General features: G+C 55.7%; 18 protein-coding genes. All 18 read right to left on the reverse strand.

The annotated features are described in order from the left end of the window. Positions 1-15 precede the first annotated feature (15 nt). Positions 16-1,422, reverse strand: coding sequence for an AAA family ATPase (locus tag AOA63_RS02010; protein ID WP_053958145.1), 1,407 nt, complete (start codon positions 1,420-1,422; stop codon positions 16-18). Between the two features lie 77 nt (positions 1,423-1,499). Further along, positions 1,500-1,763 (reverse strand): hypothetical protein, encoded by a 264-nt coding sequence (locus tag AOA63_RS02015; protein ID WP_053958146.1) that lies wholly within the window; start codon positions 1,761-1,763, stop codon positions 1,500-1,502. A gap of 122 nt (positions 1,764-1,885) precedes the next feature. Then, positions 1,886-3,940: a VirB4 family type IV secretion system protein gene (locus AOA63_RS02020; protein WP_053958147.1), complete on the reverse strand. Its 2,055-nt coding sequence runs from the start codon at positions 3,938-3,940 to the stop codon at positions 1,886-1,888. A 38-nt stretch (positions 3,941-3,978) separates the two neighbouring features. Next, entirely contained in the window at positions 3,979-4,656 is a 678-nt protein-coding gene (locus AOA63_RS02025; RefSeq protein ID WP_053958148.1) for a hypothetical protein, read from the reverse strand. Then, complete coding sequence (locus AOA63_RS02030) at positions 4,595-4,996, reverse strand: hypothetical protein (protein WP_053958149.1); 402 nt, start codon at positions 4,994-4,996, stop codon at positions 4,595-4,597. The genes AOA63_RS02025 and AOA63_RS02030 overlap by 62 nt, the downstream gene beginning before the upstream one ends. Positions 4,997-5,081: 85 nt before the next feature. After that, on the reverse strand, positions 5,082-5,756 hold the full coding sequence (locus AOA63_RS02035) for a DMT family transporter (RefSeq protein ID WP_053958150.1): 675 nt from the start codon (positions 5,754-5,756) through the stop codon (positions 5,082-5,084). Positions 5,757-5,825: 69 nt separating this feature from the next. Next, on the reverse strand, positions 5,826-7,961 hold the full coding sequence (locus tag AOA63_RS02040) for a hypothetical protein (protein ID WP_053958151.1): 2,136 nt from the start codon (positions 7,959-7,961) through the stop codon (positions 5,826-5,828). A 172-nt stretch (positions 7,962-8,133) separates the two neighbouring features. Further along, the gene (locus tag AOA63_RS02045; protein WP_053958152.1) at positions 8,134-9,324 is read right to left on the reverse strand and encodes a CHC2 zinc finger domain-containing protein; all 1,191 of its coding nucleotides are present in this window, start codon (positions 9,322-9,324) and stop codon (positions 8,134-8,136) included. A gap of 15 nt (positions 9,325-9,339) precedes the next feature. Continuing rightward, on the reverse strand, positions 9,340-9,933 hold the full coding sequence (locus tag AOA63_RS02050; protein WP_053958153.1) for a metal-dependent hydrolase: 594 nt from the start codon (positions 9,931-9,933) through the stop codon (positions 9,340-9,342). 13 nt (positions 9,934-9,946) lie between these two features. Continuing rightward, positions 9,947-10,177 carry a hypothetical protein gene (locus tag AOA63_RS02055; protein WP_053958154.1) on the reverse strand — a complete coding sequence of 77 codons (231 nt, stop codon included), beginning with the start codon at positions 10,175-10,177 and terminating at the stop codon, positions 9,947-9,949. 30 nt (positions 10,178-10,207) lie between these two features. After that, positions 10,208-11,068 (reverse strand): hypothetical protein, encoded by an 861-nt coding sequence (locus AOA63_RS02060; protein WP_053958155.1) that lies wholly within the window; start codon positions 11,066-11,068, stop codon positions 10,208-10,210. A 215-nt stretch (positions 11,069-11,283) separates the two neighbouring features. Beyond that, a complete protein-coding gene (locus AOA63_RS02065; protein WP_053958156.1) occupies positions 11,284-11,664 on the reverse strand; it encodes a HEPN domain-containing protein in 381 nt (126 codons plus the stop codon). Next, positions 11,648-11,956: a nucleotidyltransferase domain-containing protein gene (locus AOA63_RS02070; RefSeq protein WP_053958157.1), complete on the reverse strand. Its 309-nt coding sequence runs from the start codon at positions 11,954-11,956 to the stop codon at positions 11,648-11,650. The genes AOA63_RS02065 and AOA63_RS02070 overlap by 17 nt, the downstream gene beginning before the upstream one ends. 243 nt (positions 11,957-12,199) lie before the next feature. Then, positions 12,200-12,325, reverse strand: a complete 126-nt coding sequence (locus AOA63_RS20330; RefSeq protein WP_278276925.1) for a hypothetical protein — start codon at positions 12,323-12,325, stop codon at positions 12,200-12,202. Positions 12,326-12,386: 61 nt separating this feature from the next. After that, the gene (locus AOA63_RS02075) at positions 12,387-12,683 is read right to left on the reverse strand and encodes a hypothetical protein (RefSeq protein WP_139061464.1); all 297 of its coding nucleotides are present in this window, start codon (positions 12,681-12,683) and stop codon (positions 12,387-12,389) included. 3 nt (positions 12,684-12,686) lie between these two features. After that, positions 12,687-13,178, reverse strand: a complete 492-nt coding sequence (locus tag AOA63_RS02080; RefSeq protein ID WP_053958159.1) for a hypothetical protein — start codon at positions 13,176-13,178, stop codon at positions 12,687-12,689. Between the two features lie 21 nt (positions 13,179-13,199). Then, entirely contained in the window at positions 13,200-13,658 is a 459-nt protein-coding gene (locus tag AOA63_RS19265) for a hypothetical protein (RefSeq protein WP_139061465.1), read from the reverse strand. A 328-nt stretch (positions 13,659-13,986) separates the two neighbouring features. Beyond that, entirely contained in the window at positions 13,987-15,255 is a 1,269-nt protein-coding gene (locus AOA63_RS02095) for a hypothetical protein (RefSeq protein ID WP_053958162.1), read from the reverse strand. Positions 15,256-15,295: the final 40 nt, after the last annotated feature.

Here is a 15,295-nt window from a genome sequence, read left to right on the forward strand (position 1 = left end):
AAATACCGTCCCAGATTAACGACGACTCCAACGAAACCATCCATCGCGTCGCGCACGCGGCGATTCGACGTGCGTGATCGCCGTGAATAATGCCTGCCACGGTTTGGGGTGATCCAACGCTAAGGGATGATGGTTTTGTAACGCCCGCTCCCAACGCGCGGGATCATAGGGAATTTCACCTAATAACGGCAGGCCGGGCAAATGCGTCGTGCGAATACTCGCGGTCGAATAGCCCCATTTGCTGCGTTTGTTGATGATGAGCCCGCGCTTCTCGCGGGGAATGCCGAGGAGATCCAATTTGCGCATGAGGTCAATCGTTTCCAATAACACCGCATATTCCGGCGTGGTGACAATAACCACGAAGTCGGCTTGCCGGACACTGTGAATCCAGACGGGATCCGTTGGTACGCCTGGCGTGTCGACGAAGACAAACCGGGCTTGCTTTTGACAGGCCGTGAGAATGGCCGACATCACAACCGGCGGGGGCACCGGCATGACCGTCTCGAAACGAGACGCTCCCGGCACAATGCGGGCGTTCGCTGTGACCACTTCGGCTTGTGTGACGTATTGCTGAATATCGCGGAGATCGTCATCCGTTAGCGCTTCAATCAGGGCCAACCCTTTCGCCCCACTGCTCGGGGAAGACGGTCGGTGATGGGTTTGAATCTGCGTGAGCAGCCGCCGCAAGTCCAAGGCCGGGGTATCGTTGGCTTCGTGGAAATACAGCGGTAAACTGGGCTTGATATAGTCCAAATCTAACGCAATGGTGTTCCACGATCCTTTGACCGCTAACAGATTGGCAATAATCCCCGTTTTCCCGACTCCCCCTTTGCCGCTGACCACCGCCACGGTATACGACGGCACCGTTTCCGAACGCGGCGCCTGATCGGGGGACGGGGCCGCAGACATGGCCAGGTTGGCCACGGGCTCAACCGCCGTGCCTAAATAAGGTTGAATCGCCTCCCACGAAGCATCCCGCGTCACGAGACCCGCAATCAACTCCAACGTAAATTCAGTGCCGACTAAGACGTTATAAATGTGATAGGCCGCCAGCGTGGTAATCACTTGGCGCATCGGGTCGGTCAAATGCGCGACCAATAAGGCGATCCGCAGGGCAGGAAACCGGGTTTTGATCCGCACGAGCACATCGGCTAAGGGGATGGTCCCGGTTAATTCGGATGTGACGAGCAAGGTCGTCCAGGGACAGTCCCCCGGAGGAATCTGTTCCGCCGCATGCCACAAACTATCCGTGGTGTCGCCGAGATCGGCGATGGACCACGGGCGTTCTGTGCGCAAGGCGAGGGGGAGACTTTCGGCGACTTGGATCCGAAAGGGTTGTGATACCGCGCCCAGCGCCCAAGCCAGCACGGCGACAGCCGATTCCTCAGAAACGGGCGAATCCGATTTGACCGATGGGGCCATACCAGCCACCTCCTTTCCTCAAACAAGCGGTCCGGCACAGGGTTTCAGGCCTCGGCACCGGACCGCTTGCGACATGCTTAATTGGTGGGGACCCCAAGGATCCCGGCTAGGGATTTCAGCAATTCCGGACCAACACCGGCAATAATAATGGCGATAATCGCATATTTGAGAATTTCTTTGCCCGTTTCCTTGGCTTGCGGCGTGTGAAAAATATGGGCGTGAATTAAGCCCCCATAGACGGCTGCCAAACCGGCAGACGGGACCACAAATTCCAATAAGGTTTGTTGCAGGGTGGTAAACGCGCTCGTGAGTGCTGTTGCATTTAAATTTCCAGCAGCCATGTGTCATCCTCCTTGATAGTTTGTCAACATCGGTTTTTTGATAAAAACGCTGTGTGTGATGCTCCGTGATTGATGAGAGAGCGGAGAGACATCACCTCCTTTACGTGCGGACGATGAGCGGGTTAGGTGGGCAACACCGGGTGATCCGCCGGAATCGGCGCTTGGCCGTGTAAAGGATCCGCATAGCGCGTGGCCGCCCAATCGCCTTTTTCGTCCGCGGTGGATGAGAACAGTTGGTGCAATAACGGAGGCGCTTGCCCCTGAACCGCCACGTGATAGCCTTCCGTCCGCCAAATGGCTAAGCCTTTACGGGCGTTGCGCAAAAACTGAATTTCGGTCGGGGACAAGGCAAATTCCTTGCTAATTAATTGGGCATCGGAGTCTTTATCGACCGTGCCGAGCCAGGTGATATACGTGCTGTTGAGACAAACGCGAGCATCCGCTTGACCGGGGACGACCAGCTGGGTAAACGGATCCCCAATCATATCGGTAATCGACTGGGTGAGCAACCAGACGGCTGAATTGAGCTTGGCACTCATGCGAAACAACCGGGAGAGCCAGCGGGCCGTGCCTTCATTGGCAAAGAGGATGTGCGCTTCGTCGATGAGAATAATGGTACGGCGGCCACTGTTGAGCAGGCGCTGCTGAATCAGTTCGCCAATGACGAGATAGGCAATAGGTTGTAATTGGGATTGGGCCCGCAAAAGCCCCTCAATATTAAACACGGTCAGGCGGCTGTTCAGGGCACTGGGCGGGACATCCCCGTCAAAGATATCCAGCGTGCCGCCGCGGACATACGGGGCCAAGATTTGTGCGACACGACTTAACACGCTATCCCGCCGAAAGGCATCGACAATCGTGGCAAAGGTGGGCATCGGCTTCATTTTCGGGCGTAACGACAAGGATTGCGGATCGATGAGACTCATCGGATCATCGGTAATGCCGAGGGATTCATAGACATGCCGGATCACGCCTTCGGCGCGGGCCCGTTCTTCCAAAGACCACGCGGGACGGCCACTGGCGTCGCGCAGCATCAAATCGAGCAACGTCAGCAAAAAGTCAATTTTGCTGGTGAGCAGCCGCCGTTCGGACTCATCGAGTTTGTCGATATGCCGGGGATATTCAATGGCACACAAATTCCAGCGGTCTTTGGTGCCGACTTTAAAGCTGATAAAGCGGCCCAAGGCATCCGCCAAGGATTGATAGTCAATCGGCGGCGACGGGTCGATGACGAACGCGTCCATGTCGGGATCGCATAAGGATTGGGTCAGCACGCTTTTGGCCGTATACGATTTCCCGGACCGGGTGGGACCAATAAAGATAATATGCCCGGCGGGATATTTATGCCGGTTGTGAATATCCAGCAACACCGGCCCGCCGGTTTGCACGTTGGTGCCGACATAGAGGCCGCCGGGCTCGATATGTTCCGTCCAGGTAAAGGGAAACATACAGGATAAGGAATTGGAGTCCAGCCGCCGCGTTTGTTCCAACCGTTGGTCGGCAATGGGCAAGGTGGTCAGCCAGGCGTTGCCATGTTCATAATACGTTTCGAGGACATACCACAGCCCGCCCGCTGCCGCATCCTTGAATTGCCGGACGTTCTCGGCGAGATCCTCGGGACTGGTGCCAAAAATCGTCATCACAAACGAAATGTTGAACATCTTAATCAAATTTTTGGCCAAGGATTGCCGGAGTTGTTCGGCTTGTTGATACGCATTGTGATCATAGGGGTTGAGCGGTTTCCCCTCTTTGGCTTGCCCGCGCAACTTGGCTTCCAGTTTCGTGACGTCATCCGTCAGTTGCTTGACAATCGCACCATTACTAATCGGCGTGATATACAAGGCAAACCGACGCGGCATGGGGGCTCGCAACAAGGGATGCACAAACCCGTTCGACGCCAGAGCGGGATAGGCCATGACCCGCAAACTGGCGGAATACAGTCCTTCGCCATGTTCCACAAACCGGGCCGTTTCTTTAAAGCCCGCCGGCCACAACAAGTCGCGGTCGGTCATACCCGGCGCCAGGGTACTAGCTCCGGCATCCCACGCTGGGGTCATGGTCAGCGGGGGGTTCGAAGAGGGCGAAGCGTCAGGGGATGCCGAGGTCTCGACTAACCGTAAAGGGGCTCCGGTATCGGGTAACAAGGGTTCAGACGCTTTACGACGAAATAACGCCATAGATGCTGAGTCTCCTTTCAAGGCAATGGCCAAGCGGCTTAGGTTGACGGTTCCGGCGTCAACGCGGCGTGAAAGGCATCAAAGTATTGGATGGGATCACCGGGCAAGGGATGCCCATAACTATTAGCCAGCACACTCAAAATCCGGGATCGTGAGGGAATAAAGGGTTTCATATCGGTATGGATTTGCGCCACGGCATTGATCACCGTTTGCTGACGCTCACGGGCTTGCGAGGGGAGAGAAGCCGGAATGGCAATCCAATAAACCACTTGGTCTAAATACCCGGTATAGTTTTGCAACAAATTGGCATAGGCTTGATTAATTTGCGCCCACATTGACGCATGGGCGGCATCCACGGCCTGATAGATCGCGGGATCAGCGCGCTCTTGATAGCGGCCAATTTCCTGAGACAAATCCAGCCGTTCATTCAGGATATGAATGGCAATGGGAAACGTGAGCATATGCAAGAGCGAGCGAAATTGGCCATAAATGTAATCTTGTTCTTGCTCTTGGAGCATATCAAAAGCAAAGCCGTGGGCTTCGACAATACCCACGACCGTATTATCCATCCGAGTCACCAGCCCGTCTTCGACATGATGCACATTGACCAATCGGCGAAAATGCCGGGAGACTTTGGGAGGCTTGGCTTGAGCCTTAGTTGTGGCGATCTTTTTGGCGCCCTTTGGGGGGGCGGTTTTGGGACGTGAACCCCACACGGTGAGATGTCCCTCCTTCGACGCCAAACCGACTACGCGGAAGGCCCGTAATAGCCTTCCACGGCGTCCGGTATTGGCTGTAATGAATCCAGATGCGCTGAGCCCAAACGGTCAGCGGAAATCCGCTATCGTCCATAGGCCACTTCAGCCAGGCGAACGCGGCGGTTAACAGGAGCGTGATGACGGCTAAGGGTGCCCGCACCGCTAAAGGCCAGGGTTTTTCGCCCCAAATGCCTAACGCGACCGTGGTGCCCACCAACGCCACCACTAAGCCGCCGCCGGATAACCCGGCAATCCAGTCAAATTCCCGGTTGGTATCCGGGGGAATGGGGGTTTGCATAAAGGACCTCCTTGACGTAATACAAAAATCCGTCTCTCCGAAAAACTCAGAGAGACGGGATGCCATAACCAAATTCATCAAACGGTTACATCAAGAGAAACGCGATGAGAAACGCGAGAGGTATAATAAACGCCAGTACTCCGACATTATAGAGCAAGGCATGCGTTTTATGGGTCCGGCGCAAGAGAAACACCAAGCCAAAACTGATAGCCGACGGCCAAAGCCAGAGATGCTGGAAGGGGGCAAAGCTATGGTTAAACACGAAAATGCCCCACGCGAAGACGATATCCACAAGGGCCATTGCAATAAACGCCCACACCCAATCCATCATGCGGTGATATGCCGCCCACGACTCGGCACTCCGTTCGGTCTCGGTTTTTTGCACGACACGCTGGCCGTCCGGTGTGGTAACGACCCGATCGCGCCGCAAGGCAGCTTGAACCCAGGGAGAAATGGGCGTCCACGGAATGCGACCCTTACGCTGAATGCGTTTCCACACGTAAGCGTTATAGCCATTTTCGACAATATAACTCCATCGATCGTAATCACGCCGAAATTGCGGGTTTTTATCGCACAATTCAATAACGGATCGATCAGCATCATGCAATTCTTCTTCGGTATAGCGTGTAGCTAAATCGTCATAAGACTGACATGTTGCCATTATTGCTCGTATTTCGTCTTCCGAATACTTATGCGATGGTGGGGTCCATTGCCATTGCCGAAGCCATTCCCGATCGGGGTTATAAACCATTTGGTTCATGGGGGGTCACCTCCCAGGTCTTTGCCAGCAGTATAGCATATAGACCGCCTCATTCACGAGAGCATCCCGTTAACGGCGGACATATGGCGAGGTGGTCGCGGCTTGTCCGGCCCAATCCACAAAATCGCGAGAACTGTTTTTGAGTTCATGCAAACGTTGCTGCGCTTTGCCGGGCGGTCCCAGCAAGGCTTGTTCAAACGCGGTGAGCTGTTTCATTTCACCCATAATCCCTCGGTTATTTTCGGGCTGATGGAAGTGAGGATTGATACCATCATCCTCAAAGCGATTGGCGACGGTGCCGCCCACTTCGGCGGCGGCCAATTCTTGGAACAACAGCCGCTGCGTTTGCACATTGCCAAATTGGTCTTTAGAATATCCAGATAATCGACTTAACTCTTCTTTGATATCACTAACCGGCCCCGTTGCAAACGTATTGTGCATGTCTTGCACTCGCTTTAATTCCTCTTGCAACTTTTGCGGCTGATGGGCATACCGGAGCGCCATATTGGGGTACACCACATTTTTCAAATAGTTCTGCGCCATCGGGGCCACACTGCGGGCAAACTGATCCGCTGAGACCGGGGGATATTTGCCCTGGTTGTTCGGATTCAAGCGTTGATGCAGCTCTTGATAGCTGAGGGCCTCGGGGACGGTCTGATAGGCGGCGTCCATGACGGATGATCCGGTCGACAGGGGTGATGCGGTCAGAGAGCCCGCTGGTACATTCATGAGATCACCCGCCTCGGCCAAAACCGGAGAAACCGGTCCGAGCGCCGATGCCGAGTCCGTCATCGAGCCAAACCCCGCATCCGTAGTTGCAAAAGCTGCATCAGCGGGTTGAGCCGTATAGCCCACGTCAATGATAGGTCCCTCGTCAAAGGCGGGACCCGGTCCGGTCGGCGAGGGCCCGCGAATGCCGCCCAAGCCGCCGCCTCCATAAGGATTGGGAGACCGGGGACCAGACCCCGATCCGTTAGGAAAGCCGCCGAACGGTTCACCCCAAAAGTTGGCGGAATGACTGCCAAAGCGATCTTGCGCCGTGTTGCGAATGTTGGTCGCCGCTGCATTCATCGCCATAGCCCCAGGGCTATTGGCATCATAGCGGGCTTGATCAAAATTAGCGCGGGCGTTATGCGTCGCAATGGATTGACCCATACCATGCCATAAGCGTCCGGTCACTCCTCCGGCGGTAGACAACCGGGTTTGGGATTTACCCAGATGATTTTCAAATCCCCGAGACACCGCTTGACCCAAGGGTGTAGCGGCCATAAGTTCTTCGCCGCCACGAGCCATCATAATCGCCATTGCGCCTTTGGCTACATCGAAGCCCCCACTGGAAGTATGACCCCGCGCTTCTTGAAGGTAGCGCGGAATCTTACCGACCATAAAAAATCCGGCAGCCCCAATGAGCATATTGAGCAACGACGTTGTATTTTCACCGTGCAGTGCTGTGCCAAAAATGAGCCAAATGCCCAACGCCATAGCGCTTTGGGTAAAAATGGCGCCCTGCAATTGGCTCCAGACATATTGAAAGGTTTTGCGCGAGGGTTCGGCCACAATCGTTGCAGCGGCCAGGGGTAAAAGAGAGCCCCATAGCAAAATTTCGACAAGACGGAATAGCCATTGTGCTAACGCAAAAGCCATACCAAAAATAATGGCCAGTAACACGGTCTGACTAACAAGCGGATAAAGAAAGACAAACGCGGTCGCCGCTCCTGCAATCCCGATGCCTAAAATTGTGGTGGGTTGGTGACAGGACACGGCAAATGTTTTCGCTTCGTTGGAGAGAGTATTCGTAAACCCACTCGTCAAGAGAGCATTCACGTGTAACAAAACGGATACCGCAAAATAACTGCCGGCAATCCATAAGAACGCCGATCCAGCCCGCCCTACCAGTCCTTGCCACCCATCCCATTTGGATGTTGTCATGAGCTGTTCTCCCGCTGTGAGAACGCTCCAAATGAGCAAGGCTATCAACAAGGCCATCGCCACGGCATCTAAGCTGTGCATGGCAGTAAACACATCGCTGGCTACAGTTTGATCACCATTTGAGGATAAAATGGTCTGTTTCAAAATGGCAAAGATGAGATCATAGATCAACAGGAAGATGCCGTTAAAAATTTTGGCAAATAAAATGGAAATGGCTCCTAGAAAGCCCCCCGAAACATTGGAGCATCCCGAAATCCAATCATTGACAAAGCCCACGGTTTCTTCATCCTTCCTTAACGCCAACGACGATGTGACCAATCGACACGATATACCATTACGAGAAGAACGGGTGTGAGAGAATCCCCAGTTGGGAGGATGAAATCGCTGGGAGAACACCCGTGGGATCCGTCAGACCTCAATACGCACCCCAATCTGGCGAAATACCGTCTCAATTTTCGGATGAAGAGACGTTGCCCAACGACGGCACCGCCTCAATCCGCCATGCGGCGTGTCGCATCAACGCATCATCAAAGCCTTTGGCCTGGTCATCCTCCCAAACAATCTGGCCTAATGTTATCGTCGACCATTGATCGCGCAAGGCCGCCGCCAGGTGTTGCGTGGCGCGTTGCACCGTCGGATTCGGCGGGCGATCTTGATCCAACGCGAGGAGCAACCGTTCGGGCGGGCGGCCCAGGGCCTGAAACAGTTGGAGGAGCGTCGGCCAGGTACTCACCCCCGGCAAGCCCAAGACCGGCAACCCCAACGATTCCGCAATGAGAATCGCTTTGAGCGGCCCTTCGGTGACAATCACTTCCGGCCATGTCGATTCCGGTTGAGCACTGGGCCACGCCCAATGCGGAATGACCCAGGCTTTGTGCCCATCAGGATACCGAAGCTGGCCCTGATCATCCACGACATTCGGCGGCGTCGACCACCACACATATTTGCCCGTCTGCACGCGATGCACGCGAATTTGCGCCCCGACGGGCGTGCCATCGACCCACCGCACAGGAATGAGCAGACCCGAGGGGCCATGCCACGTGCCGTCATCCCGCGTGCTAAAACCGGGCACATGAGCCACCGATTCGCCTAAGCGCTCAGACCATCGGGAGCGGTCCGCAAAAGCCGGCATGGAAATCAGGCCATGCGCCGCCCACGCGGCGGCCTCATCCCATCCCCGATCCCGTAACGCTTGCTGGTCGGCTGGCAATAAGGACGCACTGGCCCAAGCGCGGCGATAAATCTGGGCCCAATGGCGCCAGGTGGATGCGTCGGGCCATTCGGTGGTATTGTCGGGGGCAGGCCGCGGCCGATATTCCGGGGGCGGGCCATAATGCTGCAAGATGGCGCGGGCGGCTTCCGACCAGCTTTCGCCATAGAGTTGGCGGCGCCAATCGAGAATGCTGCCATGATTCTGGCCGGGCGGACAACCGTAACAATGCCAATGGCCATCCGGGTAGACCCACAGACTGGGAATCCGGTCGGCATGAAACGGGCACAAGCCATTATAGGCTTGCCCGATCCGTTTGAGACGAACAGTTTGCTGAACTTCCGCAATCAAATCGCCGCTTTCCCGAGCGGCTCGGCAGAGTTGTTGCACTTTGAGGCGTTGCGCCAAAGACCGGGTGGAGTGTGCCATAGGGCCTCCTGAACGTTAGAAAATCTGTGGGAAAACCGTCTGCGTTAAATGCCATGCTAACACAATGCCGATGCCGGTCAGCACGAAAGAAATCAAGGGCTCGATCCGCTTGATGGACGCATGAAGCGGCCAGCGAAAACCGTGACGGGAAATAGGCCACGCCCACCATTGCGGTGTGTCATTAAACCCGTCAAGAACAAGATGGCTCAGACTTCCGATGAAACATCCGCTTGCGACCAGCCGCCAGGGATAGGCTGTAGTAACCTCATGCCAGGACGTGAGCATCGACCAGAAAACCCCACCGCTGAGTGTCACCAAGGCACTCACCAGCCCAACACCGACCGGAGAATGGGCTTGGTGTCGATGCCAGATGGGACCGTGCAATCCCCGTCGCCCGACTAAAGGCGGGCGATGCGGGCCCCGCGACTGGATCACGGCGGGCCAGGGAATCCATCGACCGATGGTGCTATCAGGATGGTCCCAGTCGGGCAACAAACCGCCAAAGCCGCTAAGGGCCAACCACGCGAAAGGATGGGAGAGGTGAGGAACAAGACACCATACACACTCGGTAGCGACAACGCCGCCTAAGATATGCGTCGAGGCATTCATCACGTCACCTCTTTCAATAAAGGTCATCGTGCAACTCATCAAGAAGGTGCTGAACTTGGAAATCGGTCCATTCGGAAAATGGGGGGATATCGCGTCCGAATAATTGTGCCTGGTGTACAGCTTGTTGATACGCACGGTGTTGGGCGCGAGCAAAGTCTTGGGTCTGTTGGGTAATACTCCACCCGATTACGCCGCATAAACCGAAGAGGCTCAAGAGGAACCCGACCAGCCATAATTCGGTCATCCTGTTGGTATCTCCTTTATGGTGTGGGGTTTATTTTTTCTGAACGTGGGTTTGGGCAACATGATGGGCTAAAACAGGAGACGAATCATCAGGGGGCACATGAAGCCGGGAGACGCCAAGCAATGCGCCACTAAACAGCAGTCCTTGCGTCAAAATCCAGACATAAATCAGCAGAATCCCCAGAATCAGCATGTGATAGAGGACAACCCCCACAGCGATCCCTCCCAGTCCATCGAGGATCTCTAAAGGATAGCCCCATCGCGCAATCCAAGCGGCCCGAGAGAGCCACGACCGGCGCGAGGGCGGGGTGGTGCCGCTGAGAAAGACGAAGGCCGGGGCAATGCCTTCCATGAGCACGAAGGGAAATACCAAGAAAAAACCGACGAGATATAAGAAAAACAGTAAGAGCGTCAATCCCGATATCTCAAACGGAAGAATGCGATCGATCCCAGGCAAAAACGCAGCCTTAAATGCCTGGTAGATATCAGAGTCGGATACAATCATGATACCGACGATGGTGGCAAAGGATGAAGAAAACAGAAAAATTACTGCCGAACTGTTCATGAAGCCCCGCGACACGAATTGGCTGGAAGGCGAATCACACAGCAATAGCCGGCGATAAAAAACGCGACGGCGGTTGCGCGGAATCGGAGGGGGCCAGACCAGTTCCTGAACATGCGCCGCCATCGTGTGAAGGGTGGCGGAGAGCAAGAGCAATCCCGCCGCGATCCCATAGAAAATCACCCAATGAGGTAATTGAACGTGTTGGATGACAGACCAACCCGTTCCAACGAGGATACTGGGGCCAATTCCCCATAGGGGCACCGCATAGAATCCGGGTGTCCGAAGCAAGCGGGCCATTGTCGTGCGCCACAGAGACCAAAACGTCATAATTCACCTTTCCTATCTCTCGTGTTGGGACAAGACCGAACACGGGGCAAAAACGACGTAAGGATTCTTTTCAAGCGGGTTACAGGTATCGCGGTTGACCTGGCCAATAATGCTCAAGGTGTAGGCATGAAAAGAGTGACGGACTTTGCCCTCTAAGCGTTTACGTAGAGAACAGCCCGTCACTCAGATCCGATAAAACATCCAGTTATTATGATTTAATCAAGGAATTCTTTTTGTGATGCGGCCCACTGCTGTATTTGTTCAGCATAATGTACGGCTTGAATCGCCTCATCGTGTTCGATACGTAATCGACTGGGATAGCGAGCATCTATGGCATATTCGGTTAACACAATGGCAGCTTCCCGGATCGACTCAATGCCTTGAACGTAGGGTTCAAGCAAATCGGCTAAAAAATCTAGATCGTGGCTGCGTGATGGCGACTGTCCATACAATATCAGGAGGGCTTTTAACCATTTTTCTCCGCATTGTTGGGCATGAAAACATGCGGCTTTATACCATCCAGCCGAGACTGCATGTTGTGCAACCGCGAAGTCTTCGCGTGCTTGCGCAATCCATGCTTCAACGGCTGCGTTCATAAATCACTTGCCCTTCGCGAATAATGTCATCGGCCATCATGGGAAACCCTTCAGCCACCTCTTCGGGAGTTTTCACCAAAATGTCCATCGAGATGCCACGAATCCGAGCAACGCGGCGAACTGCAATCCCTCTTTGTGTTGGAGGTTTGTCGGATGGCATGATCACCAGAAAATCCCAGTCACTATCTGGCCGGGCATCTCCTCTGGCGCGAGATCCGAACAAGATGATACGATTCACTTCAGGGAAGTGCGTCACGATATTATGAACGACGGTATCGGGCACAGAGTTCATATGCAAACCTCCTTCACCTTTCATGCTCTCATTATTATACCCCTACGGATTTAGGCCATACCATACGATACCCCACGACCTGACTCAACAGATGTTTTAGAAACATTTCCCGTCTCGAAGCGACGCGAGATGCAGATTCGTGACCTCATAGATGGGCCCCATCGACCCCAATGCCGTGCGTAGCCATCCAGATGAGCGCGTTGCGTCCGTCCGGCGTTATGGTCTTCCATTCTCGTTCACCTTCTAATGTCTCATGGTAATAGGACAAACGAAGAAGCAGGGGGGAATCATAATGCCTTGATTCGCGTTATCGTTCCATGCCAACGTGTCGGCCTCGGTGATTTCGCCGATGAGCGGCGTGTTTTTCATGGGCGTGTCCTCCTCGTCTTTCTTTCAGGTGGTGCGCTGCAATTCCCATGTGGCACTAGTCTTACGGATTAATCCAACCATCCCATTGCGTCGTTCTTGTAGCCAGCGACATGCCCGGTTGAATGGGCGCTGTAGACGGAGAGGAGGGCGGAGTGAGAGCCTGTCGGCCCCAAAACCCGATCGGAATACCGGCAAAAACCAATAGGACACTAAAACCCAAGATACGTTTAACCCGCTGGGACATTAGCTGGATGAGAACGGCGATGATGCCACTCAGCAACACGAGACCTGCTGGAAGGACCCCGACGCGCCACGCGGCGAAAAGGCTCAAGCTTACGCTAACAATAACCCATCGCATACGCTAAAACCGTTCGACCATATGGGGCAACGGGGATCCCGGCAAGACCGGACCCGATTCCGAGGATTCGGACGGCGCAATCGGGGGAGCCACATGGGCTAACGGCGCATCCTCGTGGGCGGCGGGCGCCACAAACGCTGGACCCACTGAGGCGGCGGGTGATGGGAAGGCGTCCGGGGCCGGAGCTGCTGGCGACGGCACATGGTCCGGGGACGGCACCTGGGACGAAGAGACGATCCGGGATGAATCGACTGGTGTGGCATACGATTGCGTGGCGGAGGATAACGTTGTCATCACGGCCATCAAATGCGATTGGAAGGCTTGCCAGAGCGTAGCGCGCCGAGATTCGAGATCGGTCAGTTGTTGAGCAATTTGATGCAATTCGGTGAGATGACTTTGCGTATTCTGCCAACTTTCGGCTAGCGTCGATTCTAAGGCGTTTTGAAATTCTTGGGTTAACTGATGTAACGCGTCTTGCCACGGAGTGGTGGGCATGAGACAACCTCCTTTAAGAAATTAGCGCATCCAGGGCGCGGAAAAGGGTTGAGACCCAAAATCGGGCTGTGGGGTCCCGGTGGGGACCACCGGATGGGTCATGGTCGCGGCTAACCGGCGCCGGATGGCCTCGGGCGTATAGCCCATCAGGCGACTGGCGGGATCGGCTTGCTGTAACCAGTTGATGACATCTGTTAGGCGGGACCAGCCATAGGGCACGCCCGGCTGATCGCCGCGTTCGACCCATCGCAAGCGGACGTGTTCCCCATCCGTGGCATATTGCCAAAGGATGAGCTGCCCGGCGTTATTCTCGCCCAAAAACCACCACGGCGGCGCGGTGCCCCAGGACCGATCCGGGGCTTTCCACGGAGAATCGGGGCCAATGCCGGTCGGGGTCCACCAGCGCCAGGGATGGCCCGCTTGCCAGAGCGCATACACTAACGCTTGGGGGGGAATCCCAGCGCCACTGTCCGTGGGCATCGCGAAAAATGGTGGCGGGTTCCAACCCCACCGGATCGGCCCACGCAATCCAGGTGATCGGGGAGAGCGCGCCGATCCAGACCGGGGGCTTCACCCGTTCGGCAATGGGCAAAATATCGGCGCGTGACACCACGACCAGCGGGGTGGTGCCGGCATATTGCGTCCACCAGAGACGAGCGAGTTCAATGGACGCAAAGCCTCCGCCAACCCATAGGGTCTGATCGGCCCGCTCTTGCCAGAGCCAGCCCGTGTGTGCGCCGTATTTGGCATGCGGCGTCCAATACGCCGGCGTGGTGACAAGTGGCGCGGTCATAGCACTGTCTCCTCCTTAGACGCCGGGCGAGGACACCCGAGGCGTTTCTGGGGTGGTCCGCGGAAGATCAGGAATCCGATCTGCTAAGGCCGTATGCGGTGCAATTTGCTGGGCCCACCGTTGATGGATGACGGGATCGAGCTGGTGCCAGAAGGCGACGGATCGCCGCGATAACTGCTTGGCTAACGCGGGAATAGATTCATTGGCCGGTTTGTGCCCGGCAAAATACGTCTCGTGCAGTTCGGCGGCCAAATCAAAGGCGGCGGCAGCTAATGTGCGATACAGCCGGGGTTGATCGGGATGATGCGGTTGGGTGAGAAAGGACTGGGTATCCGCCCGCCACCATGCCCATTGGGGTCGGTCGCCGATGGGTACCGCCACGGCCAGCAAATCCTGTTGCACGAGGTGTTTGAGATTGTGTTCGGTTTGACTGCGCCATGACGCATAGGGTTGGACGGTCGCCGCAAAGGTGGCTAAGGCTTCTTGTTGTTGCGGCGTAAACCGGGTGGGATGCTGGCGCCACTGTTCATAGAGGCCGCCAGGTTCGTCAAAATATTGGGCCAAAGTTTTTTGCGTCAGCAATTGTGTCCGGTCCTCATGGGTCACGGCGTGCGCAATGGCCTCGTCCAAGTCGTCGAGATCGGGAACCGTGGGTAAAAAGACGGGCGGCTGGTTTTTGCGATAACCGGCCTGAAAGGCCCATTCCACCGCATCTTTGGCCAGCATCAGCAGCGGATCGAGGGGATAGGCCGCGTGATGTCCGGCATCGGTTTCCGGCACGAGGCGAAAGCGTTCCAACCGATCATTGGCGGCATCGACCGGATTCGCGTCAACAATCGCGTCCCACAAGCCCTCCCAATCAGCGGGATCGATGGACCCCGACCGCGGCGGACGCGGGGGATGGCGAAGGGACACTAAAGGCCGCTCGACAATCATGCCCTGGGGATGGTCGGCTAACCAGGCGTCCGCCGCCGGGCGATCGGTCGGCACGTGGGGCCGGACCGTAAATTTCTCGACGGGCTGCGGTAAAATCGCGTCGGCATGCCGGGCGGTCGGATGATATTGCATCCACAGTTTCTTCGCGATCCGTTCGGCCTGATCGGCCTCGGGCGCAAGATAAAACGTCCAATGACGGGGATCATGGGGTTCATACCCCGGATGACGAATGGTGATGAGGTATTGGTAGGCATAGGGCATGGCCGGGTTATGTTCCCGTTCAATGCGCGGCAAATAATCGGGCCAATACGCTTGATCATGGCGCCCAGGCGTCGCAGGCGTCGGCATAGACAGTCACCTCTTTCCAAATCATGACAGACAATAGTGA

It is taken from the genome of Sulfobacillus thermosulfidooxidans, from assembly GCF_001280565.1.
Taxonomy (GTDB): Bacteria; Bacillota; Sulfobacillia; order Sulfobacillales; family Sulfobacillaceae; genus Sulfobacillus; species Sulfobacillus thermosulfidooxidans_A.

Excerpts from the sequence above, each read along its gene's own strand:
- AOA63_RS02030 (WP_053958149.1), bottom strand. The coding sequence starts at position 4,996 with ATGCAAACCCCCATTCCCCCGGATACCAACCGGGAATTTGACTGGATT.
- AOA63_RS20330 (WP_278276925.1), bottom strand. The coding sequence starts at position 12,325 with ATGAAAAACACGCCGCTCATCGGCGAAATCACCGAGGCCGACACGTTG.
- AOA63_RS02095 (WP_053958162.1), bottom strand. The coding sequence starts at position 15,255 with ATGCCGACGCCTGCGACGCCTGGGCGCCATGATCAAGCGTATTGGCCC.
- AOA63_RS02075 (WP_139061464.1), bottom strand. The coding sequence starts at position 12,683 with ATGCGATGGGTTATTGTTAGCGTAAGCTTGAGCCTTTTCGCCGCGTGG.
- AOA63_RS02070 (WP_053958157.1), bottom strand. The coding sequence starts at position 11,956 with ATGAACTCTGTGCCCGATACCGTCGTTCATAATATCGTGACGCACTTC.
- AOA63_RS02065 (WP_053958156.1), bottom strand. The coding sequence starts at position 11,664 with ATGAACGCAGCCGTTGAAGCATGGATTGCGCAAGCACGCGAAGACTTC.
- AOA63_RS02035 (WP_053958150.1), bottom strand. The coding sequence starts at position 5,756 with ATGAACCAAATGGTTTATAACCCCGATCGGGAATGGCTTCGGCAATGG.
- AOA63_RS02050 (WP_053958153.1), bottom strand. The coding sequence starts at position 9,933 with ATGAATGCCTCGACGCATATCTTAGGCGGCGTTGTCGCTACCGAGTGT.
- AOA63_RS02020 (WP_053958147.1), bottom strand. The coding sequence starts at position 3,940 with ATGGCGTTATTTCGTCGTAAAGCGTCTGAACCCTTGTTACCCGATACC.
- AOA63_RS02060 (WP_053958155.1), bottom strand. The coding sequence starts at position 11,068 with ATGACGTTTTGGTCTCTGTGGCGCACGACAATGGCCCGCTTGCTTCGG.
- AOA63_RS02080 (WP_053958159.1), bottom strand. The coding sequence starts at position 13,178 with ATGCCCACCACTCCGTGGCAAGACGCGTTACATCAGTTAACCCAAGAA.
- AOA63_RS02045 (WP_053958152.1), bottom strand. The coding sequence starts at position 9,324 with ATGGCACACTCCACCCGGTCTTTGGCGCAACGCCTCAAAGTGCAACAA.
- AOA63_RS02055 (WP_053958154.1), bottom strand. The coding sequence starts at position 10,177 with ATGACCGAATTATGGCTGGTCGGGTTCCTCTTGAGCCTCTTCGGTTTA.
- AOA63_RS19265 (WP_139061465.1), bottom strand. The coding sequence starts at position 13,658 with ATGCCCACGGACAGTGGCGCTGGGATTCCCCCCCAAGCGTTAGTGTAT.
- AOA63_RS02015 (WP_053958146.1), bottom strand. The coding sequence starts at position 1,763 with ATGGCTGCTGGAAATTTAAATGCAACAGCACTCACGAGCGCGTTTACC.
- AOA63_RS02010 (WP_053958145.1), bottom strand. The coding sequence starts at position 1,422 with ATGGCCCCATCGGTCAAATCGGATTCGCCCGTTTCTGAGGAATCGGCT.